This is a genomic window from Paraburkholderia sp. SG-MS1, assembly GCF_012275575.1.
In the GTDB taxonomy this organism is placed as follows: Bacteria; Pseudomonadota; Gammaproteobacteria; order Burkholderiales; family Burkholderiaceae; genus Paraburkholderia.
The window spans coordinates 1-23,463 of record NZ_NPIH01000081.1 but is presented as its reverse complement, the minus strand read 5'-3'; the positions used below and the strand labels follow the sequence as shown (position 1 = coordinate 23,463).

General features: G+C 64.4%; 21 protein-coding genes. 13 read left to right on the top strand and 8 right to left on the bottom strand.

The genetic code is table 11. From position 1 onward, the window contains the following. Positions 1–14: 14 nt before the first annotated feature. The gene (motA, locus tag CIC12_RS05385; protein WP_168662866.1) at positions 15–884 is read right to left on the bottom strand and encodes a flagellar motor stator protein MotA; all 870 of its coding nucleotides are present in this window, start codon (positions 882–884) and stop codon (positions 15–17) included. A 471-nt stretch (positions 885–1,355) separates the two neighbouring features. On the opposite strand from motA, the gene CIC12_RS05380 reads away from it, so the two are divergent. Further along, entirely contained in the window at positions 1,356–2,768 is a 1,413-nt protein-coding gene (locus CIC12_RS05380; protein ID WP_168662864.1) for a DUF2252 domain-containing protein, read from the top strand. Between the two features lie 42 nt (positions 2,769–2,810). Here the strand turns inward: CIC12_RS05380 and CIC12_RS05375 are convergent, their stop codons facing one another. Beyond that, positions 2,811–3,668: a polysaccharide deacetylase family protein gene (locus CIC12_RS05375; RefSeq protein WP_168662862.1), complete on the bottom strand. Its 858-nt coding sequence runs from the start codon at positions 3,666–3,668 to the stop codon at positions 2,811–2,813. 270 nt (positions 3,669–3,938) lie between these two features. Here CIC12_RS05375 and CIC12_RS05370 point away from each other — a divergent pair, with 270 nt between their 5' ends. From CIC12_RS05370 to CIC12_RS05340, 7 genes are all read left to right on the top strand, one after another. Next, a complete protein-coding gene (locus CIC12_RS05370; protein WP_168662860.1) occupies positions 3,939–4,700 on the top strand; it encodes an SDR family oxidoreductase in 762 nt (253 codons plus the stop codon). A 79-nt stretch (positions 4,701–4,779) separates the two neighbouring features. After that, positions 4,780–4,983 carry an oxidoreductase-like domain-containing protein gene (locus tag CIC12_RS05365; protein ID WP_168662858.1) on the top strand — a complete coding sequence of 68 codons (204 nt, stop codon included), beginning with the start codon at positions 4,780–4,782 and terminating at the stop codon, positions 4,981–4,983. Between the two features lie 50 nt (positions 4,984–5,033). After that, complete coding sequence (locus tag CIC12_RS05360) at positions 5,034–5,906, top strand: NAD-dependent protein deacetylase (protein ID WP_168662856.1); 873 nt, start codon at positions 5,034–5,036, stop codon at positions 5,904–5,906. Positions 5,907–6,029: 123 nt separating this feature from the next. Beyond that, entirely contained in the window at positions 6,030–6,635 is a 606-nt protein-coding gene (locus tag CIC12_RS05355; RefSeq protein ID WP_168662854.1) for a pyridoxamine 5'-phosphate oxidase family protein, read from the top strand. Positions 6,636–6,649: 14 nt separating this feature from the next. Continuing rightward, the gene (locus CIC12_RS05350) at positions 6,650–7,285 is read left to right on the top strand and encodes a DUF938 domain-containing protein (protein WP_168662852.1); all 636 of its coding nucleotides are present in this window, start codon (positions 6,650–6,652) and stop codon (positions 7,283–7,285) included. 292 nt (positions 7,286–7,577) lie between these two features. After that, positions 7,578–8,990 carry an NADP-dependent phosphogluconate dehydrogenase gene (gene gndA / locus CIC12_RS05345; RefSeq protein ID WP_168662850.1) on the top strand — a complete coding sequence of 471 codons (1,413 nt, stop codon included), beginning with the start codon at positions 7,578–7,580 and terminating at the stop codon, positions 8,988–8,990. A 265-nt stretch (positions 8,991–9,255) separates the two neighbouring features. Next, positions 9,256–9,573: a DUF4148 domain-containing protein gene (locus CIC12_RS05340; protein WP_168662848.1), complete on the top strand. Its 318-nt coding sequence runs from the start codon at positions 9,256–9,258 to the stop codon at positions 9,571–9,573. Positions 9,574–9,857: 284 nt separating this feature from the next. On the opposite strand, the gene CIC12_RS05335 is transcribed toward CIC12_RS05340, so the two are convergent. Next, positions 9,858–10,178, bottom strand: coding sequence for a hypothetical protein (locus tag CIC12_RS05335; protein ID WP_035555954.1), 321 nt, complete (start codon positions 10,176–10,178; stop codon positions 9,858–9,860). A gap of 273 nt (positions 10,179–10,451) precedes the next feature. Here CIC12_RS05335 and CIC12_RS05330 point away from each other — a divergent pair, with 273 nt between their 5' ends. Together CIC12_RS05330 and CIC12_RS05325 are read left to right on the top strand one after the other, a co-directional pair. Continuing rightward, entirely contained in the window at positions 10,452–10,763 is a 312-nt protein-coding gene (locus tag CIC12_RS05330; RefSeq protein ID WP_168662846.1) for a cupin domain-containing protein, read from the top strand. Between the two features lie 156 nt (positions 10,764–10,919). Continuing rightward, entirely contained in the window at positions 10,920–11,690 is a 771-nt protein-coding gene (locus CIC12_RS05325; protein ID WP_168662844.1) for a peptidoglycan DD-metalloendopeptidase family protein, read from the top strand. Between the two features lie 532 nt (positions 11,691–12,222). Here CIC12_RS05325 and CIC12_RS05320 read toward each other — a convergent pair. From CIC12_RS05320 to CIC12_RS05310, 3 genes are all read right to left on the bottom strand, one after another. Beyond that, on the bottom strand, positions 12,223–14,031 hold the full coding sequence (locus CIC12_RS05320; RefSeq protein WP_168662842.1) for a chloride channel protein: 1,809 nt from the start codon (positions 14,029–14,031) through the stop codon (positions 12,223–12,225). 2 nt (positions 14,032–14,033) lie between these two features. Then, positions 14,034–14,450, bottom strand: coding sequence for a MarR family winged helix-turn-helix transcriptional regulator (locus CIC12_RS05315; RefSeq protein ID WP_168662840.1), 417 nt, complete (start codon positions 14,448–14,450; stop codon positions 14,034–14,036). 73 nt (positions 14,451–14,523) lie between these two features. After that, positions 14,524–15,681: an HPP family protein gene (locus CIC12_RS05310; RefSeq protein ID WP_174771925.1), complete on the bottom strand. Its 1,158-nt coding sequence runs from the start codon at positions 15,679–15,681 to the stop codon at positions 14,524–14,526. Positions 15,682–16,095: 414 nt separating this feature from the next. Between CIC12_RS05310 and CIC12_RS05305 the strand changes: the two genes are divergently transcribed. Together CIC12_RS05305 and ltaE are read left to right on the top strand one after the other, a co-directional pair. Next, on the top strand, positions 16,096–16,602 hold the full coding sequence (locus tag CIC12_RS05305) for a universal stress protein (RefSeq protein ID WP_168662838.1): 507 nt from the start codon (positions 16,096–16,098) through the stop codon (positions 16,600–16,602). A 235-nt stretch (positions 16,603–16,837) separates the two neighbouring features. Beyond that, positions 16,838–17,845, top strand: coding sequence for a low-specificity L-threonine aldolase (gene ltaE / locus CIC12_RS05300; RefSeq protein WP_168662836.1), 1,008 nt, complete (start codon positions 16,838–16,840; stop codon positions 17,843–17,845). A 59-nt stretch (positions 17,846–17,904) separates the two neighbouring features. Here the strand turns inward: ltaE and CIC12_RS05295 are convergent, their stop codons facing one another. Next, positions 17,905–19,272: an MFS transporter gene (locus CIC12_RS05295; protein WP_174771924.1), complete on the bottom strand. Its 1,368-nt coding sequence runs from the start codon at positions 19,270–19,272 to the stop codon at positions 17,905–17,907. A 769-nt stretch (positions 19,273–20,041) separates the two neighbouring features. Between CIC12_RS05295 and CIC12_RS05290 the strand changes: the two genes are divergently transcribed. Then, positions 20,042–22,495 carry a glycogen/starch/alpha-glucan phosphorylase gene (locus tag CIC12_RS05290; RefSeq protein ID WP_168662833.1) on the top strand — a complete coding sequence of 818 codons (2,454 nt, stop codon included), beginning with the start codon at positions 20,042–20,044 and terminating at the stop codon, positions 22,493–22,495. 101 nt (positions 22,496–22,596) lie between these two features. Here CIC12_RS05290 and CIC12_RS05285 read toward each other — a convergent pair. After that, positions 22,597–23,463 (bottom strand): hypothetical protein (locus tag CIC12_RS05285; protein WP_168662831.1); only part of this gene is annotated, 867 nt, incomplete at its 5' end.

The following is a 23,463-nucleotide window of genomic DNA, read 5'->3' as shown; positions in this document are numbered from 1 at the left end:
CGTGCCGCTCCGTGTCAGGCCGACTTCGGCATCTTGGTGGCGCGGACTGCGTCGTCGAGTTCCTGGAAGCTCGGGCGGTCGGCGGTGAACAGCACCTTGCGGCCGAATTCGACGGCAATCGGCGGCGCGTAGCCAGACAGCGATGCAAGCAGGACGGCCTTCACGCATTGATACGGCTTCGCTTCGGCGCGTCCCTTCGCGTTGAGCAGATCCGCCACCGGGCCAATGAAGCCATACGCGAGCAGGATGCCGAGGAAGGTGCCGACCAGCGCGCCGGCGATCATCTCGCCGAGCACGGCGGGCGGCGCGCCCACGGAGCCCATCGTGTGAACGACGCCCATCACCGCGGCGACGATGCCGAACGCGGGCAGGCCGTCGGCCATTTTCTGGATCGCGTTGGCCGCGACCGAAGCCTCCGCATGATGCGTGGCCAGTTCCTCGTCCATCAGGTCCTGCACTTCCAGCACGTTGACGTTGCCGCCGGACATCATGCGCAGATAGTCGACGATGAAATCGAGCAGATGGTGATCCTTGAGCACGTGCGAGTACTTCTGGAAGATCACGCTTTCCTCGGGTGTGGCGACGTCGGCTTCGAGCGACATCATCCCTTCCTTGCGCGCCTTCTGCAGCAGCTCGTAAAGCAGGGCGATCAACTCCAGATATTTTTCCTTGGTATAGCCGCCGCTCTTGAAGCACGAAGGAATCGCCTTGAGGGTTTTCTTCAGCGTGGAAGTCGGATTGCTCACGACGAACGCGCCGATTGCCGCGCCGAAAATGCACAGTAGTTCGAACGGTTGAACGAGCGCCGGCAAATGGCCCCCCACGCCGATAAAGCTACCGATCACGGAAGCGATGACCACCACCCAGCCGATTGCGACAAACATACTCTCTCCGTTTCTTACGCGACGCACGTCCGTTCAGAACGAGCCCTAATTCAAGGGTTTTTTTTCGTGCGTCATAAAAGTTCTGTATGGATGGGTAAACGGCTGGATTCGCTATAGCTGAAGTGCGTCGGGTGAGGAAACAAGAGAAATTCACCAAATGGTTAGTTTGAAATGCGCGTCCCGGTAATTTTGTCCGCTGCTCGCATGACAAATGGCCGCGACCCAGGTGGCAGCCTTAAGTGAGCGACCGTCGTGGTCGAATATAGCGAGGCAACATTTTTACCGATCGCCTGTCGCCGGCCGTTATGATCGCGGTTCGAAGTTCGAAGTTCGAAGTTCGAAGTTCGAAGGCGATTCCCGCGAAGGACTCCGTTCGACGACGCCTCGCGCCCCTGATGTTTTGCTTTTGTCGTGCCAGTAAAAGAAGTCTCAGGAACCGCCGGTCAAGACTCGCCCAAAACGGAGAAGCGCATGAAAGCCAGCACCATCGCTGAACGGGAGGCCCGTGGCCGTGCCGCCCGTGAGCAGTCGAAACGTTCGAGCCATCGCACAGTAGGCGAACTGCATCGCAACCCGATCGACCTGTTGAAGCAGAGCAGCGAAGGCCGGGTCGGGCGTCTCGTGCCGCTGCGCCATGGGCGCATGGCGGCATCGCCGTTTGCGTTTTTTCGCGGCGCCGCGCTGTTGCACGCGCACGATCTCAGCAAGGTTCACGACAGCGGCCTGACCATTCCGATCTGCGGCGACGGCCATCTGATGAATTTCGGTGGCTTCACCACGCCCGAGCGGCAACTTGTGTTCGACCTGAACGACTTCGATGAAGCGTCGGTCGGCCCGTTCGAATGGGACTTGAAACGCCTCAGCGCGAGCCTCGTGGTGGCCGCGCGTCATATGCGGCTGAGCCGCGGCACCGCCGAGCACCTCGTGATGACCGCCGTACGGGAGTATCGCGACCGCATGGCGCACTACGCGCAATTGGGTGCGCTCGAACTTTGGTACGACCGCATCACGTTCGACCGCATGGCGGAAACCACGCTGTCACCCGAGCGGCGGCGCAGTGTGCGGCGCGGCATGGAAAAGGCGGCCGCGCGAACACACGAAAGCGCGCTCGAAAAAATGGCTATATATGCAGGCGATCACTGGACCATTCGCGACGCGCCACCGGCGCTCTTTCACGTGCACGGCACCCACACGCTGTTCACGCAGGAAGAGACCGAGATGTACGGTGGCGTCCACTGGCGCAAGCTGCTCGAACGCATGTGGGGCGAGTACCTGAAGACGATGCCGCACGACCGGCGTGAGCTGCTGAATCATTTCTCCGTGCAGGACATCGTGTTCAGGGTAGTGGGCGTGGGCGGCGTCGGTACGCGTTGCCTCGCGCTGCTGCTGGTCGATCACATGGGCAGGCCGCTGCTCCTGCAAATGAAAGAGGCGCGGCCGTCGGTGATCGCGCGGTTTCATACGTCACGGCCGCTCGCGCACGAGGGCGAGCGCGTCGTGCAGGGGCAGCGCATGTTGCAGGCTACGAGCGACATCTTTCTGGGCTGGGCCACGGGTCCGCTCGGCCGGCATTTCTATTTTCGTCAACTGCGCGAGATGAAGCTGTCGGCGAATCTCGACCTGTTCGATAACGATCTGCTGGAAGGCTATGCGCGACTATGCGGCTGGATCATGGTGCGCGCGCATGCAAAGGCGAGCGGCCAGGCGATCGAGGTGAGCGCGTATATCGGCCGAGGCGATCAGTTCGCGGAAGCGCTGACCGGCTACGCGACGAGCTACGCGGACCAGGTGGAACGCGACTATGACGTGTTTCTCAAGGCGTGCCGCAGCGGTGAACTGGAGGCGCGTACGGATGAGGATATGGCGGCGGATTTTGGAGGATGAAGGGAGTGGGGCGGATGCAGGTTGCTCCACCACCCGCCCGCTTCACGCATCGATGCGCGCTTCTCTCAACGTAACGAAGCGCAACTGTTTTTGCCGCGCCGCCTCGATCACCTTCGGCAGCACCGCGAGAATCAGCGGCGTGCCTTCGGTCGTGAGCGCAGCATTGCCGTCGTGCAGCAGCAGAATGTCGCGCGCCGCGAGACCGTCGAGCAGCCGTCGCGCGACCACGCGGGGATCGCGCTCGCGCGTGTCGTAGCCGCGCCGCGTCCATGCCGCCAGCCGCAAGTCGAGCTTGCGCAGCACGGGTTCGAGAAAGATGTTGCGCAAGCCCGCGGGGGCGCGGAAAAACATCGGCCGCTCGCCGCACACTGCTTCGAACGTGCGTTGCGCGGCGTCGATCTCACGCGTGAGCGCGCCTGGCAACGTCACGGAAAAAGTGTGCACGTGTACCTGCGAATGATTTTCGAGCGCATGGCCTCGCGCGACGATATCGCGGGCGAGCGCCGGATAGCGCTGCACGTTCGCGCCGATGCAGAAGAACGTGGCGCGCACGCCGAACGTGTCGAGCAGATCGAGCACTTGCGGTGTGACGACGGGATCGGGGCCGTCGTCGATGGTCAGCGCGATGGCGTCCGCGTTGCGCGCGCCTGCCGGCAGGCGCGTCCAGTTCGGACCCAGCAGCGAAGTGCGCGGCAGCAGGCCGGTCACCGTGAAAATGGCGTGGTTCACGAAGATCGCGGTGAGCCACCAGAGCCACGCGGCGGGCGCCAGCAGCCAGCCGGCCAGCACGATGACGTGCCATGCGGCGGTCGCGGTGAGCATCGCGGGATAGCCGGTTAGCGGCCAGCGGCGCGGCGGCGCGGGCTGGGCGCCGTGCGGCGTCGTGGAGAATTCGTTCATCAAAGCGTGCTTCCTGTCTGCCTTCTTCCGTCCGGGAAGGCCATGAATCCTGCGCATCACGCGCAGCCGCGAAAGATACCATTGATGCTCGGTGTGACGCGCGGGTGTCAGGAATGGTTGCAAATGAAAGCACGATGAAAGACGAGGCGACCGTGGAGGGGCGTTTGTGATTGGCAATCCGCTGCGGTATGGTGCCGGGGCGGCGCGCTTGCGTGTGCGCCGCGAGTGCGCGCGCTTGTGAGCATCGAGGTCGACAGGAGACACACAGTGATGGAAACAGAAATCAGAAAGATCGCGCTGGTAACGGGCGCAGGCAGTGGCATCGGACGCGCATGTGCGCTCAGGCTGCTCGAACACGGTTATCACGTGGTGCTGGCCGGGCGCCGCCAGGCGGCGCTCGATGCCGTGGCGCAGGAAGCACAACACCTGAACGGCGAAGCGCTCGCCGTCGCCTGCGACGTGACGGATGCCGCCAGCGTCGCGGCGCTATTCGATCAGATCCGCGAGCGTTTCGGCCGGCTCGACGTGCTGTTCAACAACGCGGGACGCAACGGCTCGCCCGTCGATATCGATCAACTCGATATCGACGAATGGCGCTCCATCGTCGACACCAATCTCACCGGCGTGTTCCTCTGTACGCGGGCCGCCTTCGGCCTGATGAAAACGCAGAGCCCGCGTGGCGGCCGCATCATCAACAACGGCTCGATTTCCGCGCATGCGCCGCGGCCGAACAGCGTGGGCTATACGGCCACCAAACACGCGATCACCGGCCTCACGAAAGCCGTGTCGCTCGACGGCCGTCAGTACGACATCGTGTGCGGGCAGATCGACATCGGCAATGCGGAAACCGAAATGGCCGCGCGGATGGCGCGCGGCGTGCGGCAAGCCAACGGCGAAATCGCCGTCGAGCCGCTGATGGACGTGCGGCACGTCGCGGACGCGGTGCTGCACATGGCCGGGTTGCCGCTGTCGGCGAACGTGCAGTTCATGACCATCATGGCAAGCAAGATGCCGTTCGTGGGCCGGGGCTGAGCGTGCGCGCGGAGGCAGCGCGCTATGCGGGATCAACTTATACTGGGCGCTTCCTGTCTTTCACGGAACGCGATTCGCCGTGCCCCGAGCCATACCCAGCGACGACCCGCAGCCGTTGCCGCCTGCGCAGCCCGATCTCGACGACTGCTGTCATAGCGGCTGTAGTCCCTGTATTTTCGATCTTTACGACGAAGCGCTCGCGCGCTATCGCACCGCGCTCGCCGAGTGGCAGGCGCGACACGCGACACCCGCGCGGCAAACCAGGCCGCGCCCGCCTCGTTGAACGGCATGCAAGGTTTCACATCCAGGCCGCAGTCTTCACCGTGCTCCGTCATGACCGATCTTCAGCCCGCGCCTCTCGAACCCTTGCCTGACTCGCACTCGCTCGACGACCTGCATCGCTTCGTGCAGCGTTATCCGCGCCTGTTCGTGCTGACCGGCGCGGGCATGAGCACCGACTCGGGAATCCCCGGCTATCGCGACGACAACGGCGAGTGGAAGCGCTCGCCGCCGATCACGCTGCAGGAGTTCCTCGGCACGCTCGCGATGCGTCAGCGCTACTGGGCGCGCAGCATGGTCGGCTGGCCGGTGCTCGCGCGGGCGCAGCCGAACGCCGCGCATACCGCGCTGGCCCGGCTCGAAGCGGCCGGCCATGTGCCGACGCTGGTGACGCAGAATGTCGACGGCCTGCATCAGCGCGCGGGCAGCCGCGCGGTGATCGAACTGCATGGCGGCATCGACGGCGTGACGTGTCTCGATTGCGGGACGCAGCATGCGCGCGCGTCGATCCAGCACACGCTGGAAGCGAACAATCCCGCGCTGCTGGACGTGACCGCCGAAACCGCCGCCGATGGCGACGCGCATCTCGAATGGCATGATCTCGGCGGCTTCCGCATTCCGGCGTGCCCGAACTGTGGTGGTCTGCTGAAGCCGGCCGTGGTGTTCTTCGGCGAAAGCGTGCCGAAGGAGCGCGTCGAAGCGGCCTCGCATGCGCTCGACGCGGCGGATGCGGTGCTCGTGGCCGGCTCGTCGCTGATGGTGTATTCCGGTTATCGCTTCTGCGTGTGGGCGCAGAGGCAGGGCAAGCCGATTGCCGCGATCAATCTCGGGCGCACGCGCGCCGATCCGTTGCTGTCGTTGAAGCTCGCCGCGCCGTGCGGGGACACGCTGAGTGCGCTGGCCGGCCGGCTGGCGCTTGAGGATTGAGCCGGGGCGTTCGAGGACCGGCGGCGTGCGGGGTGATTCAGCCATTGGGACGCCCCCAAACCGCTTCGCTTCTGCCGCGCGCGCGTTGCTCGAATATCACACGCAACTCGAAAGGAAACGCCGATGTTGACCAGGATCGAACAGCTCGAAGCCCTCTACGGCCAGCCGCACGAGCGCGCGCTGCGCAAGGAGATCGCGTACGTCAATGAAGACTATCGCGCGTTCATCGAAGTCGCGCCGTTCGCCGTGCTGGCCACTGCCGGTCCGGACGGCCTCGACTGTTCGCCGCGCGGCGACGCGCCGGGCTTCGTGCGGGTCGTCGACGAACGCACGCTCGCGTTGCCGGACCGCATCGGCAACAATCGCCTCGACAGTCTGCGCAATATCATCGTCGAGCCACGACTGGCGCTGCTGTTCATCATCCCCGGCGTCGGCGAAAGCTTGCGCGTGAATGGCCGCGGGCGGATTACCAGCGATTCCGAATGGCTGGACAGTTTCGCCGTCGAAGGTAAACTGCCGCGCACCGTGCTGCTGATCGACGTCGACTCGGTATATTTTCACTGCTCGAAGGCGCTCGTGCGTTCGAAACTGTGGGACCCGGCGCGGCACGTCGAACGCTCGCAACTGCCGAGCGCGGGCGAGATTCATCGGCGCCTGAACGGCGCGGGCTTCGACGCGGCCACCTACGACCGTGAGTTCGCCGAGCGCGTGCGCACGACCCTCTATTGACACACAAGCCAACCATGACTGATTCCCACCCGGCGCTGCGGCAACGTTCGCCTTCTGCGGAGCGCAATCGCGAACCGATCCTCGCCGTGCTGCGCGACGCGCTGCCGGCCACTGGCCGCGTGCTCGAAATCGCGAGTGGCACGGGCCAGCACGCGATGTGCTTCGCCGGCGCGCTACCCGGGCTGGACTGGCAGCCGAGCGACGTCGACGCCGACGCGCGCGCGTCGATTGCCGCGTGGATCGCGCACGAGGGTCTGCGCAATGTACGCGCGCCGCTCGCTCTGGACGTGCACCAGCCGGACTGGGGCGTGGATGCTGCGCTCGACGCGGTGGTCTGCATCAACATGATTCACATCTCGCCGTGGAGTGCGGCCGAGGCGCTGTTCGCCGGCGCGAGCCGTCGTCTCGTCGATGGCGGTGTACTGTATCTGTATGGTCCGTACAAACGCGGGGGGGCGCATACGGCGCCGAGCAACGACGCGTTCGATCAGCAATTGCGCAGCCGCGACCCCGAGTGGGGCGTGCGCGACATGGAATCCGTGATTGCGTTGGGTGCGTCGGTGGGGCTCGTGTGCGACGAGCCGATCGCGATGCCGGCCAACAATTTCAGTCTGGTGTTCAGGAAACGCCCGGGCGCGGCGCAGGTCTGACGAACGTCGGGTCCGGCCATGGCGCGACCCCGGCAAACGGTTTTTTCGCGGGCGGAAACCGGCCCGCTTCATGAGTCGCCGCAACGTGGCCGCGCGCATCGAGGCGTCATGAAGGGCGGCCACGAAGCAGATCCTGAAGCGGCGCCGGGCCGGCCGCATGCGGTGGAAAACACCGCCCGTTGCCCGCCAACGAGCGGCAAGTGCGCATTTCTTTTATTCTTTCACCCTCGACGCCGCGCCGACCTTCCTTCCGGCGCAGCGTCACGACATTTTTGGACTCTGGAGAATTCACATGGGCAAACAGGCAATCGGCGTGGTGGGGCTGGCGGTCATGGGCCGCAATCTGGCGCTCAACATCGAGAGCCGCGGCCACGCGGTGTCGGTGTACAACCGTAGCCGCGAGAAAACCGACGAACTCATCGCCGAATATCCGGACAAGAAGCTGGTGCCGGCCTTCACGCTGGAAGACTTCGTGGAATCGCTGGAAAAGCCGCGCCGTATTCTGCTGATGGTCAAGGCTGGCGAGGGCACCGACGCCACCATTGCCTCGCTCAAGCCGCTGCTCGACAAGGGCGACATTCTGATCGACGGCGGCAACACGCACTTCACCGACACGATCCGCCGCAATCAGGAGCTCGCGAAAGCCGGTCTGCACTTCATCGGCACCGGCGTGTCCGGCGGTGAGGAAGGCGCGCTGAAAGGCCCGTCGATCATGCCAGGCGGCCAGCGCGAAGCGTACGATCTGGTCGCCCCCATTCTCACCGAGATCGCCGCGAAGGCGCCGGATGGTGAGCCGTGCGTCGCCTACATGGGTCCGGACGGCGCGGGCCACTTCGTGAAGATGGTGCACAACGGCATCGAATATGGCGACATGCAGCTGATTGCCGAAAGTTATGCGGTGCTCAAACAGGTCGTCGGCTTGTCGAACGAAGAGCTGGGCAAGGTCTACACCGAGTGGAATCAGGGCGAACTCGACAGCTATCTGATCGAAATCACCTCGAAGATCTTTAGCAAGAAGGACGAGGAAACCGGTAAGGATCTGGTCGACGTGATTCTCGACCGCGCCGCGCAGAAGGGCACCGGCAAGTGGACCAGCCAGAACGCGCTCGACCTCGGCGCGCCGCTGCCGCTGATCACCGAAGCCGTGTTCGCGCGCGTGCTGTCGTCGTTGAAGGATCAGCGCGTGGCCGCGAGCAAGGTGCTGGAGGGGCCGCAGGTGAAGCCGCTCGAAGGTGGCAAGCGCGAGGCGCTCATCGAAGCGGTGCGCCGCGCGCTGTACTTCAGTAAGGTGATTTCCTACGCGCAAGGCTTCGCACAACTGCGCGCGGCATCGGAAGAGTACAAGTGGGACCTCGATTTCGGCACGATCGCGAAGATCTTCCGCGCCGGGTGCATTATCCGCGCCCGCTTCCTGCAGAAAATCACGGACGCCTACTCGAAGGACAAAGCGATAGCGAATCTTCTGCTCGATCCGTACTTCCGTGACATCGCGAAGAACTATCAGTCGGCGTTGCGCGAGGTCGTGGTGGCCGCAATCAATGCGGGTGTGCCGGTGCCGGCTTTCGCGTCGGCCGTGGCGTACTTCGACGCCTATCGCTCGGAACGCCTGCCGGCGAACCTCGTGCAGGCGCAGCGCGACTTCTTCGGTGCGCATACGTTCGAGCGCACGGACAAGCCGGGCAGCTTCCACGCGAACTGGAGCTGATCGTTCGAATCGCGACCTGCCGCGCGGTCGTCGCCGGGCGGCGGCGCGGTCGCTTCGTCGTCGAATCCGCGGCACCATATTGTTGCCGGAATTCGCCGAACCATTTCGTATGGTGCTTATCAGTTTCAACACTTTTGCGAGAAAAGCAATAGTGTTTCGTCGTCTTAGGTGTTTACCCTAGGTGTTAACGCTCCTAAACTTGTACTCAAGCGCTGCAGGAGAACAACCCTGAGCGCACTACACAACAAGTTATGGAGGTTTAATCATGAAGACCCTGATCTCTGCAGTTGTCGTCGCCGCCGCTCTGGTTGCTCCTGTGGCATCGTTCGCCCAATCGAATCAGCCGGTGACCCGCGCTCAGGTTCGCGCTGAACTGGTGCAGCTCGAAAAGGCCGGCTACAACCCGTCGAACGACAACTTCGCTTACCCGGCGAGCATCCAGGCTGCGCAAGCGCGCGTTGATGCACGAAACGGTACGGCCCAAGCTGCGAACAGCGGTTACGGCGCGCCGATGGCTGGCACCTCGCAAGCCGGCCGTCCGGTGAGCAACACCGACCGCAACTCGGTCTACTTCGGCAACTAAGTTGCGCCGAAGCTGATGAAGGCGCCGCCCGATCGATAAGACGGCGAGCAATAAAAAACGCCATCCGGTTTGCCGGATGGCGTTTTGTCGTTCACGGCGGGTCAGTCTCCGTCGCGGCTCCAACGCGACTATCGGCGATTCGTTAAAGGCGTCACTCCTGGCCAGACCGAGCCATTGCACCGACCAACGCGTGTGGCCCACCTATGCCTGCGCCGCAGCGCTCCTACCGCGGTGCTAGCGAAGCGAGCGACGGCGCGAGACCGACAGGCACTCCACAACCGCCGCTAATGCAACGAACGATGCCGGCGGCCTATTTCATCGAAGAGCGCACGGCTGGGTTCGAGGGCGAGCAGCCAGGATTCGTCGTAGCCGCTCAGGTTATCCAGCGCCTCGCGCAGCCGCTCGATCGCCAACGCCGGAATCTCGACGCTGGCTTCGACGCCGCTCGACAGCCCCGCGATGCTGGCCAGTTGCACGAGGGCGTCCGCCGCTTCGGCCACGTCGGCGGCGAAAACGAGGTGCGTGTTCAGCAACTCGACCAGACCCGGCGACGCCGCAACGTCGTCGACGTTGAGTTGCACAGCCAGAAAGGTGGCTTTGTTCATGCTCCGTTCCTCGCAGGATCCAGACGTAGACGTAGGGTATGTTCCGCGCAGCTTGAGGGAGTATAGGCGAGGCCTCAAAGGTTTCAATAATCACACGAATCGGGCAGGCGACCTTAGGCGCACGGCGCTGGTCCGGTCCGGCCCGCCGTCCGGCCCGCCGTCCGCCCTATAATGGGGCCAGTCGAAAACCTGCTGCGCCGGCTTGCACGGCTGCACCATGCACGCCGGGGAATCGCCCGCCGGCGTCCGTTTTTCTCAACTACCCCTGCGCCCATGAAGATCATCCGCAGCAAGAGCTTTACCGCGACGCGTCCCTGGGGCGCGCTCGACATCGCCAGCATGAACGGCATCACGACGCGTCTGCATTGGACCGATCAGCCGTACAAGTGGCACGTCAACGATGGCGAGGAAGTGTTCGCCGTGCTCGATGGCCGCGTCGAGATGCGCTATCGCGAGGACGGCGTCGAGCGCTCGGCGGTGCTGGAAACGGGCGATGTGTTTTACGCGTCGGTGGGCACCGAGCACGTGGCTCATCCGATTGGCGCGGCGCGCATCCTGGTGGTCGAAGCGCAAGGCAGCGTCTGAACGCACTTCGGCCGGTTTGAGGCGATGCCCACACCGTCGCCCGTGGGCCTGGCGGCATAATGGAGAGCCATTGCCGCGCCGGTCCCGGACACGGCGGCACGGTAAATGCTTGTGCGTCGATTGAATCCGATTGAAACAGGTGTCGAGGAAAATCAAATGACAAGACAATGGCAATTGGCGGGGACGCGCTGGCTGACAGTGGCCGCGCTCGGCGTGACGTTCAGCGGCTGCACGTCGATGCCGTGGGAGAGCACGCCGTTCTACAGCAGCGCGCCGTCCAGCCCCACCACCCTCAGCACGGTGCCGGTTCCAGCCGGTTTCTACCGGGTCAATGCGGGCGATACGATCGGCGGTATCGCGTCGGCGTATGGCCGCACGGCGCAGGAGATCGCCGCGTGGAACGGGCTTGCGGTCAACTCCGCGGTCACGCCGGGTCAGGTATTGCGTGTGTCTCCGCCGATGGCCTCCGGCAGTGTCGTGACGCCGCCGGTCGGCGTTACCCCGGCCGCACCGGGTGCGGCGCCCGCTGCGCCTACCGCTTCCGCCGGTCCCCAGCAGGGCGTGCTGCAGTGGCCGCTGCGCGGGCCGATCCTGAAAGCCTTCGCGCAGGGCAAGTCGAACGGCATCGTGATCGGCGGGCGCCCCGGCGATCCGGTCAAAGCTGCTGCGACCGGCCGTGTGGTCTACGCAGGCTCCGGTATTGAGGCGTACGGTCCGCTCATCATCATCAAGCATGACGACTCGCTGATCACCGCGTACGGTCAGAACAGCACGCTGCTCGTGAAGGAAGGCGACGCGGTCGCACAAGGGCAGACCATTGGCGAGGTGGGGGTAGACAGCCGCGGCGTCGCGTCGATCCAGTTCGAAGTCCGCTACAACGGGCAGCCCGTCGACCCGCTCGCCTGGCTGCCGAAAACAGGTGGCTAAGCTGTCGCAGTCCGGCTTGCGCGTGGCGCGATCTGGCACTGGCGCGGTTCGCAATGTGAATTGCAGGGAGGCGGCAAATGATCAGCGTCCCTAAGTATTGGATCGGAAAAAAGATCTGCCCCGGCCGAAGCATTCGCTGCGTGTTGGCCGTGTTGGCCGTGTCGGTTGGCTTCGTTCTGGCTGCAAGCCTGGAAGCGAAAGCGCAAGGGCGAACGATCAACATCGTATCGGGCTCGTATGGCCAGAACTGCGGAGCGCTACACGGCAATGTCACTCGTGACGTAGCGCATCGATGTAACGGCCGGACGACGTGCGAATACTCGCCACGCGCCCCGCGAGAAGGGCGTTTGGCGGGTGCATGCAGCAATGACTTCGTGGCCGAGTGGCGTTGTGACAGTGCGGAGTTTCATACCGCCGCACTCGGTCCCGCAGTGAAATGGGGTGACACACTCGTGCTGAGTTGTGTCAGCGAGCGGGGCGCGGGCAAGTAGCGCCGCACCGCGCAAACAGCCGCGATTTCGATGCGCCTCTTTCAGCCCGCTTTGCGAACCGGCGCAAAGCGCCGCTTGCCGCGTGCCGGTGTCAGGCGGCGAAAACGCTCCCGTTTGTGCTCTTCTTCGAAATGGCGGAGCGACGGTTTGATCAGATCGCTGCGCGACACGATGCCAACGAGGCGCATGCTCTCGTGATCGGCCACCACGGGCAATCGTTCGAGATTGTGCACGGCCAGCCGCGTCGCGACGAGACGGCAGGTTTCCGACGGCAACGCAAACGCGGGGATGGTTTGGTCGAACATGTCGGCGAGCTTGAGCGTGCGCTTTGCCGCTTCCGCTTCACTGTCTTTAGCGCAGAAGCGTTCGAGCAATGCGCGGTCGGCCACGCCGATCACCGCGCCGTCGCGGACGACGGGATAGGCCCGGCGCAGTTGACTGGCGCCGGAAAACGTCGACAGCGCGTCGCCGACCACCATGTCTGCGTCGATCGATTCGACCGTGGTCGTCATCACTTCGTCGACGTAATGACGCTCGAGCGGATCGACGCCATACTCGCGATAGATGTGGTAACCACGGCGCGCGATTTTCTCGGTCATGATCGAGCGGCGCATCACGACCGTCGAAAAGCCGTGCGCGATCAGCGTCGCAGTCAGGAGCGGCAGTAGCGCATTGCTGTCATGAGTGAGACCGAACGCGAACACGATCGCGGTCAACGGCGCACCGAGTGTGGCGCCGAGCGTGGCGGCCATGCAAACGAGCGGCCACAACGCCGGCTGGTTGCCCGGCAGCCAGTGCGAGAGTACTGCGCCGAGCCCGGCGCCGAGCATCAGCAGCGGCGCGAGCACGCCGCCGGAGGTGCCGGACCCGAGCGCGACGACCCACATGACGGCCTTCACCGTTAGCAGCAGGAGTGCGACCTGCAACGCGATGTGCTGATGCAGCAGATCGCCGATCACGTCGTAACCGACGCCGAGTGCGCGTGGTTCGAGCCATCCGCCGACGCCGACCACGATCCCGCCCAACGCGGGCCACCACATCCAGTGGATCGGCAGTTTGCCGAACAGGTCTTCCGTCTTGTACAGCGCGGCGGAAAGTCCGGAGGCCAGCGCGCCTGACAGCAACCCGGCGATCACGCAGGACAACAGCGACCAGCCATCCGGTGCGGCCGTTTCGAGCGGGAACAACGGGCCCGTACCGAAGAACAGCGCGCGGGCGAAACCGGCGACCGCACACGCCACCGCCACCGGCAGGAAGCTGCGCGGGCGCCACTCGAACAGCAGCAGTTCGACCGCGAGCAGCACGGCCGCCACCGGCGTGCCGAACACCGCGGTCATGCCGGCGGCGGCGCCCGCCACCAGCAGCGTCTTGCGTTCCGCCGCCGTGACCTTCACGCATTGCGCGATCAGCGAGCCGAGTGCGCCGCCGGTCATGATGATCGGACCTTCCGCGCCGAACGGGCCGCCGCTGCCGATCACGATGCCTGACGACAGCGGCTTGAGCACCGCCACCTTCGGCGACATCCTGCTCTTGCCGAACAGGATCGCTTCGATCGCCTCGGGAATGCCGTGCCCGCGGATTTTTTCGGAGCCGTAACGGGCCATCAGCCCGACGATCAGGCCGCCGATCACCGGCACGCCCATCACCCAAAGGCCGAGGGTGTTTTCGGCGGGTGAACGTTCGGCGAACGACAGCGTGCCGAAGAAGAACAGATTGGTGAACAGATGAATCAGGTTCAGCAACACGAATGCGGCCAGCGTGCTGACCACGCCGATGCACGCGGCCAGCGCAAAAATGCCAGGCAGCCGGGCGTTGGCCGAAAAGTCACGCTTATGGGAACCCATGCTCATGATTAGTCGAAGTCGATCTGTGGAATCTGGAAAGCGCCCTCGAGCGATTTCAATTCGGCGCGGTGCAGTTCCGCGAGTCTCGCAAGCACGCGCTCGCCCGCTTTTTCAAGGTGCACTTCCACCTGCCGGCGATCGGTTTCGCTGACCTGGCGGCGCACCAGATTGAGTGCCTCGCAGCGCGACACCAGCGCGACGACGCCGTGATGCTGCGACTGCAGCCGCTCGGCGAGTTCGCCGACGCTCGCCCAGTCGCGCCCGGGGTACCCCTTGATATGCAGCAGCAACAGATACTGCAACGGCGTGATGCCCTCGCTCTGTGCGGCCTGTTCGGAAAAGCGCTCGAAGCGCCGCATCTGATAGCGAAACTCCGAGAGCTGCTCGAAGTCGGGTTTGGTCAGTCCACGAGTCCGTACTTTCATGGGGGCCTGCGCATACAGATAAAACGCCGAATGTATCACAAAATGATGTATTGATTCTGCTCGCCGGGTGCCATCAGGCAGTCTGCTGAGCCTTCATTACGGTTTGGCGGTAGAGGCCGGAGATCAGGTCCACCTGCGTAATCATGCCGATCAGATGCCCGGCGGCATCGAGCACCGGAATGTGGTGGTGGCCGTGATGGGCGAACATCGGCACGAGGTCGGTGATCGGCGCCGTGGCCGCGATGGTGCGGACCTCGGTGCTCATCACGTTGCCGACGGTGGGAGGGCGGCGCGCGTCGCCCCGCAGCCAGCCGTCGATGTGTGTGGTGATCGGGGCGAATTTGCTGAAAACCCGCTTATCGACAAGGTCGGTTCGCGTCACGATGCCGATCAGGTTCCCGGCGGCATCGATAACGGGGAGCGCCTTGACCTTGTTGCGTTTCAACAGGCCCCACGCAGTCGTCGCACGCGTGGTCACGCAGACCGTCACCACGTGGCGGGACATGATGTCTTCGCAGTTCAGTTCGTTGAAGCTGCGCGAGAAGGCCTGAAGCTGCGTTTCGCGTAGCAGCGATTCGAGGTCGTCCGGATCGATGTCCAGCATTTCGCCGCGGCGCTTCAACACCGTGTCGAGATCCGCCCGGGTGAAGCCGCCGCGCGACGCGTCGTCGGCCGGTGCGCTACGGTTCTGCCGCCCCGCGTGCGGATAGCGATGTCCAGTGACGGCGTGATAGGTGAGCGCCGCGGCGAGCAGCGCAACCGACTGGACCGCGATCGGCTCCAGCACGAACCGGTAGCCCAACGCATGAATCGCCGGCCCACCCAGCACCGCCGTCAATGCGACCGCGCCCGACGGCGGGTGAACGCAGCGCAACGCAAACATCCCGCCGATCGACAATGCGACCGCCAGCGCGGCGGCAAGGGTCGGATCGGCGATTGCATGGGCACAGGTCACGCCGATCGTCGCCGACACCAGATTGCCGCCGATGATCGACCAGGGCTGCGCGAGCGGACTGGCCGGCACGGCAAACAACAGCACGGCGGATGCGCCCATCGGCGCGACGAGCAGCGGGATGTTCGCGGCCGGCCCCAGCAGCAGATACATGGAGCCGCCGGTGAACGCGATGCCGATCAGCGCGCCGAGACATGAGCGGGCGCGCTCCTGCCATTTCACGGCGACCGGTGCGGGAATGAAGCTGGCAAGCCAGCGCAGGGCAATGGAGCGGATCAAGATCTGGACGGGGAAAGGAGTTGATGATGCGGCCCGGCACTACCGGGGAAACCCTGGCGACACGAGTGCTCTGTGGCGGTGATTATATTGCATTGTGATATAAAAGCTGACTCCGGACCGGTTTCATGACGAGCGGCAATATTGTTTCGTCCTACAGATCAAGTCTAGCGATGCGCGCTTTGGGGTATGACAATTGAGCATTGCTGGCCGAGCTTTCTTGCACCCGTTTTGATCTTCAGCTGCGAGGCGGCTCATATGTCATAAAGTGACATACAATGAACTGTCAATGGGCTGCCATTGCGGCAACGCAGCGGTTGGCGCCGAGCGTGGCGCACCCGTTTTCGGCTGTGTCGTATGAGAAGCGGGTTGCCGTGTCGCCGCGTTTCGCACACGCAAAGTACAGGGAGAAATGACATGCCGACATTCAACCGCATTCTTCTCTGTTACGACGGAACCCGGGAGGGGCAGCACGCGCTGAAAGACGGCGCTTCTCTGGCTCAGGAGCTTCACGCGGAAGTGCACGTCCTCTGCGTCCTCAACAATTCCGCGTGGATGCAAGGCGCCGACATTACCTCCGCCGTGCCAATCGATCTCATCACCCATTCGGCCAGAAGTTTGCTCGACGAAGGGTTGCAGAAACTCGCCGCGCGCGGAATCATCGCGCGCGGGCATTTCGCCATCGGCGATCCGCTAGAGGAGATTCCGCTGCTGGCAAACGAACTGAAGGTCGATCTGATCGTCGTCGGGCACCGTCGTTCGAGCCGGCTCGCGCGCTGGTGGGGCGGCAGGAGCGACGGCCTGCTGCTGGATCGGGTCGGTTGCAGCGTGCTCGTCACGATGGGACCGGAGATCGATCCGCACGCAGCGGTGGACGGAAGCTCGGGCGCGGGCGAGACGACGCGTCCTGTCGAGCATCCCTAGCGCAACATGAGGGCGCGAGCGCGCCGTCTTTGCTGCATTCGCATCCCATGGAGAGGGTCGCCGCGCCCGGTTCATCGCCTGTCCCTGCCGGTGCTGCGCTGCACCAGTGACAAAACAAAAACCGAAAAGCAAAATACACGGCTCACCCGCCAGCGCTGCGCTCCCTCGCCGCATGATTAAAGGGCGCGCCGCCGGCGGGCATCGGCTGTCATTCATGCACGCACAGGGACACACAATGATCGATTTGCGCAGCGATACCGTAACCCGCCCGACTCCGCCGATGCTCGCGGCCATGTCGGCCGCCGAGGTCGGCGACGACGTCTGGGGCGACGACCCCACCGTGCTGCGTCTGCAAGCCGCGGTCGCCGAACGCGCCGGCAAGGAGGCCGGCCTGTTCTTCCCGAGCGGCACGCAAAGCAATCTGGCGGCATTGATGGCGCACTGCGCGCGCGGCGACGAATACATCGTCGGCCAGTTGGCGCACACGTACAAATACGAAGGCGGTGGCGCGGCGGTGCTCGGCAGCATCCAGCCGCAGCCGCTCGACAATGCCGCCGACGGTTCGATCCCGCTCGAGAAGATCGCCGCCGCGATCAAGCCCATCGACAACCACTTCGCGCGCACGCGTTTGCTGGCGCTGGAAAACACCATCGGCGGCAAGGTGCTGCCGGCTGGCTATGTCGCCGAGGCGGTGCAGCTTGCACGTCAGCGGGGCCTCGCGGCCCACCTCGACGGCGCGCGCGTCTACAACGCGGCAGTCGCGTCGGGCAAGCCGGTCGCGGCGTTGTGCGAGCCGTTCGATTCCGTCTCGATCTGTTTTTCGAAGGGACTGGGGGCGCCGGTGGGCTCGGTACTGGTCGGCAGCGAGGCGCTGATCGACGTGGCGCACCGCTGGCGCAAGGTGCTGGGCGGCGGCATGCGCCAGGCCGGCGTGCTGGCGGCGGCGTGCCTGTATGCGCTGGATCACAACGTCGAGCGTCTCGCCGACGACCACGCGAACGCCGCGCATCTGGCCGCGGGTCTGGAATCGATCGAACACGTGAAGGTGCAGTCGGTCGCGACGAACATGGTGTTCGCGCAGTTTCCGCCGCAGCACTGCGCGCCGCTCGAAGCGTGGCTCAAGGAGCGCGGCATCCTCACGCAGATGCTGTACGCGTCGCGCTTCGTCACGCATAAGGACGTGTCGCGCACCGATATCGACACGTTCATCGCTGCCGTGAAGGGGTATTTCGCGGCGCGTTGAGCGGGACAGGTTAAGCATGCAAAGAAGCGGGCGCGCTGTCCACAGCGCGTCCGCTTCTTTCATTTCGCCGACGCCTTCACGTGGGTACCCGCGCGATGCGACGGCGCCAAAAGCCGCAGTCCGCTCGCGAGGCTCGCCGCGCCGGCGAAGAACGCGCCGGTGCTGAGCGCGAGCGTCGGGCCATGCCGGCCGGCAATCCCGAAGCTCAACGCGACCAGCGCCGCGCCGGTGGTCTGCCCGAGCAGCCGCGCGGTCGCGACGATACCGCTCGCGCCGCCGCTGCGCTCGGGCGGCGCGCTCGCCATCAACGCCTTCAGATTCGGCGACTGGAAGAAGCCGAAGCCCGCGCCGCAAATCGCCATCCGGATGCCGATGTCGAGCACATGCGGATGCACCGGCAGCAATGCGAGCGACGCCATCCCCGCCGACATCACCGCAAGCCCGATCGCACCGAGCAGGCCCGGCGGATAGCGGTCCGACAGACTGCCCGCGAGCGGCGCGGCCAACGCGACCACTACCGGCCACGGCGTCATCAGAAAGCCGGTCTCGACCTGGCTGCGATGCAGCACGTCCTCAAAGTAGAACGGCAGCGAAACGAACGCGAGGCCCTGCGCCGCGAACGAGCACACGGCCGTGACCGCGGACAACGCGAACACCGGCCGCTTGAACAGATCGACCGGCAGCATCGGCGCGGGGTGGCCCGCTTCACGGCGAACCAGCAGCAGGCCGAAGACCAGCGCGATCGCCGCCGCGCTCAGCACCAGTTGCGTCGACGCGCGCTGGGCCGCCTCGCCGAGCGCGAAAATCAATGCGGCGAAGGTGATGACGTTGAGCAGCGCCGCGACCGGATCGAAATTGTGCTTGCCGCGCCCGGTGTGCGGCAACGCGGGCCATGCAAAGCCCAACGCGAGCACGCCGAGCGGCACGTTGACCGCGAACAGCCACGGCCACGCGGCCACCGACAGAATCAGGGAGGCCACCGTCGGCCCCACCGCGAACGACACGCCGACGATCAGCGCATTGGTGCCAAGACCGCGTCCGAGCCGGTGCGGCGGATATAGATAGCGGATCAACGCGGTATTCACGCTCATGATCGCGCTCGCGCCGAGCCCTTGCAGCACGCGCGCGGCCGCGAGCAGGGGCAGCGTCGAAGCCATCGAGCACGCGAGCGAGGCCAGCGTGAACAGCGCAATGCCGCCGATATAAATGCGCCGATGCCCGACGATATCGCCGAGCGCGGCAAGCGGCAGGAGCGTCGCGACCATCGCGAGCTGATACGCGTTGATGATCCACACCGACGCCGCGGGCGCCGCATGCAGGTCCGCGGCGATGGCGGGCAGCGCGGTGTTGGCGATCGCGGTGTCGAGCGTGGCGAGTGCGACCGCGAGCATGATCGCGGCCATCGCGCGGCGGTTGGCGGCGGACATCGGACCGTCCGCCGGAAAAGGATGCGCGGCGGTTGCGCTGGGTTTGTTGGACAAGGCGTGGCCCGTCGGTTGTGCATGCCGATGCGGCGGCTTCTGGGGAGCACGACGCGAGCGGCAGGGTTGCGTGGAGTGACGTGCGCGTCGCCTGATCGACAGGGCGAGAGGCGGAACGCGCGGCGGAATGTAGCGATTGTTACAGAGACGTCGAATTCCTGCTGGCGCGTCGGACAGGGCTCGCTTTGGTCCGGACGGCCGCGAGAGAAACGCCTGAACGCAACTAACTGTCCGGCCCGATCAGCCCCTTCGAACCGGCGCGCGCAGCACCCTGTCACACGTGACTCGCATCACTGTTCCGCAGACAAGGCAGCCTGATTCGACACGAAACGAAATCAATCGAACCGGTTCATTCGCGCGTCACGGGGCGAAAAAATAATGATATTGCCCGCCTAGTCGCGTCTATCCAATACGCACTGCGGCTCGCCACCGTGCCTGGGACGGGATTCAGCGCACGCAATGCACGCCCGCAGTGCCGTCCACGCGCCGCTTTGCACCGCGCCCGTGCGCGCGGGCCGCCGCATCTACGCGCAACGACCTGTACGCGCCCGTGCTCGCGGGCATGGCACGTGCGTGACTCACCGCTCGTGCTCGCCGGTGTGCGGCAGCCGTAAAATGTCCTACTCTGTTTCTTAAACCGCCTGACCGGCACGCGCCTCCCGTCCGTCACCTATGCGGTCCGCGCATGCCGCGTCTTTTTTAACCGGAGGCTTCGATGACAGCCGTCGATCTGGAATTCGACCAGCTCAACAGTACCGTCGACGCGCTACGGCGCTCAATTTCCAATCGCATGATGTACGGCGTCGGCAAGGATGCCGTCACCGCGCATCCACATGACTGGCTGCATGCGGCAGCCCTCGCCGTGCGCGACCGGCTGGTCGCGCGCTGGATGAAAACCACGCGCCTGCAATACGAGCAGGACGTGAAACGCGTCTACTACCTGTCGATGGAATTCCTGATCGGCCGGACCTTTACAAATGCATTGCTGGCGCTCGGCATTCACGATCAGATGAAGGAAGCGCTCGCAAGCCTTGGCGTCGACATGGAAGCGCTGGTCAATATCGAGCCCGACGCCGCGCTAGGCAACGGTGGTCTCGGCCGGCTCGCGGCCTGCTTTCTCGATTCGATGGCGACGCTCGGCATTCCCGGTTTCGGCTACGGCATCCGCTACGAGTACGGGATGTTCCGTCAGGAAATCGTCAACGGCGAGCAGGTCGAAGCGCCGGACTACTGGCTGCGCGCCGGCAATCCGTGGGAGTTTCCGCGGCCCGAGATCAAGTACATGGTTCACTTCGGCGGGCGCACGGTGCAGCGCGGCGAAAAGGTCGAGTGGATCGACACCGAACATGTGAACGCCACTGCTTACGACACCGTCATTCCTGGCTACGCGACGGACGCGACCAACACGCTGCGGTTGTGGTCGGCGCGCGCCACCGATGAACTGGATCTCGGCGCGTTCAATCGTGGCGACTACCGCAACGCGGTCGACACGAAGAACATGTCGGAGAACGTCTCGCGCCTGCTGTATCCCGACGACTCCACACCCGCCGGCCGCGAACTGCGGCTGCGCCAGGAATACTTTTTCGTATCGGCGACCATGCAGGATCTGATTCGCCGCTATCAGCGCACGCACAGCACGTTCGGGCGCTTCTCGGAAAAAGTCGCGGTGCATCTGAACGACACGCACCCGGTACTGGCGATCCCCGAGCTGATGCGTCTGCTGGTCGACGTCCATCATCTGCCGTGGGACAAGGCCTGGAAACACGTCACGCAGATCTTCTCGTACACGAACCACACGCTGATGCCCGAGGCGCTCGAAACGTGGGACGTCGAGATGCTTGCGCGTCTGTTGCCGCGGCATCTCGAGATCATCTTCGAGATCAACGCGCAGTTTCTGAAGCACGTCAGCGAGCACTCGGGGCATGATGCCGAGATGATCCGCCGCATTTCGCTCGTGGATGAATACGGGCAGCGGCGCGTGCGCATGGCGTATCTGGCGATCGTCGCGAGTCACAAGGTCAACGGCGTGTCGAAGCTGCATTCGCAACTGATGACACGCGACATCTTCGCCGACTTCGCGCGCATCTATCCGGATCGCTTCACCAATGTGACCAACGGCATCACCCCGCGCCGCTGGCTCGCGCAAGCAAGTCCGTCGCTGTCCTCGCTGATCGACGAACGGATCGGCAAGCATTGGCGCAGCAATCTGTTCGAGCTGGAGCAGTTGCGCAATCTGCGCACCGACAGCGGCTTCATCGACGCTTTCCGCGACGCCAAGCGGCAAAGCAAATTGCGGCTCGTGCAACGGCTCGCGCAGCATACGAGACAGCATTTCAATCCGGACGCGTTGTTCGATCTGCAGGTCAAGCGCATTCACGAATACAAGCGGCAACTGCTGAACGTGCTGCATGTGATCGTGCGCTACAACCAGATTCGCGCGAATCCGGAGCGCGACTGGGTGCCGCGCGTCGTGATGTTCGCGGGTAAGGCGGCGTCCGCGTACCGGATGGCGAAGACCGTCATCAAGCTGATCGGCGACGTCAGCGAGAAGGTCAATCACGATCCGCTGATCGGCGATCGTCTGAAAGTGGTGTTCGTGCCGAACTATGGCGTGAGCGTCGCCGAGCTGATTATTCCCGCGGCCGATCTGTCCGAACAGATTTCGATGGCCGGCACCGAAGCGTCCGGCACTGGCAATATGAAGCTCGCGCTCAACGGCGCGTTGACGATTGGCACGATGGACGGCGCGAACATCGAGATCTGCGACGCCGTGGGGCGCGAGAACATCTTCATTTTCGGCCATACCGCCGACGAGGTGGACGACCTGCGCGCGAGCGGCTACCGGCCGCGGCACATCTACGAGGAAAACGCGGAGTTGCGCATGGCGCTCGACCAGATCCGCAGCGGCTTCTTTTCGCCGGACGATCCGCTGCGCTTCTCGGATATCTTCCACACGCTGGTCGACTGGGGCGATCACTACATGGTGCTGGCCGACTTCGACGCGTTCGCGAAGGCGCAGGAAGAAGTGGATGCGCGCTTCGTCGACAGGCGTGCGTGGACCGAAAGCGCGATCGAGAATGTCGCGGGGATGGGGCAGTTTTCATCCGACCGCACGATCGGCGAATATGCGCGCAATATCTGGCGGGTGAATCAGCTCGATCTCGATTGAGTATGGCGGCTCGCTGATTCTGTTTCGTTTTAGCGCGCTACAAGTGACAAGGCCGTGCGGTTCAGTTTGAACCGCACGGCCTTTTTATCGCGCACGTCATCTCACGGCGCGAAACTTTCGCTTGCGTTCGCCGCATGCAGACCCAACTGGCCGCGCTGGAAATCGAACAGCACGTCGATGTTCTGCATCGCCATCAAACCCAACACGATGCGGTTCGCGTTCGGCTTCGCCTTGACGATCGTGACTTGCGCACTCTCATAGTGGTGCGTCCATGAACCTACGCCGATCGCCGCCTCGTAGTTGCCGCGATTGAGCACGTTGCCGACGTCGTCGTCGCCGGTCCAGTTCGGCGTCTTGTCCGTTTCGATGCGGATCATGCCGGAGCTGCCCGTGGCGAACACGAGTGGCGCGCAGAAGGTCATCTTGTCGGCGACGCGCACGCAGCCGGTGGGCCATTGCGTCGCGCCGTCTTTCGAGGCGGCCAGCGGCAGCATCGTGTAGTCCTTCGTCATCGCATTCGACGGACTCAGCACGAGGTAAGGCTTCGCGAAGTTCGAGCGCACCAGATAGCGTTGACCGATGTTGCCCGGCAACGCGCGCAATGGTTGCGTGCAGCAGTGATCGCCCGGCAGGTCCGCGCCGATGCCGGCAATCCCGGAGAACGCCCAACCGAATTCGCCGGTGTAGCCGTCCATCGCGACGCAACGCTTTGCGCCCGGCAGACAGCGCACCACGTCGACGGCCTGTGCGGCGATCGGCGCGGGCTTCGTGCCGGCCACGCTGAACGGTAGCGTCACCGTGGCGCCCACTACTTCCGCGCCGTTCGCGAACGACAGCGACGTGGCGTCGCCGACGCCCGTGTAGTTCGAACCCGGCAGCGTCGACTTCAGGATGCGCACCCCTCGCGTGCCGGTGTCCAGTGCGACGTACAACGGCTTGCCGTCGAGCTGGACCGGCAGGCCGAGGCG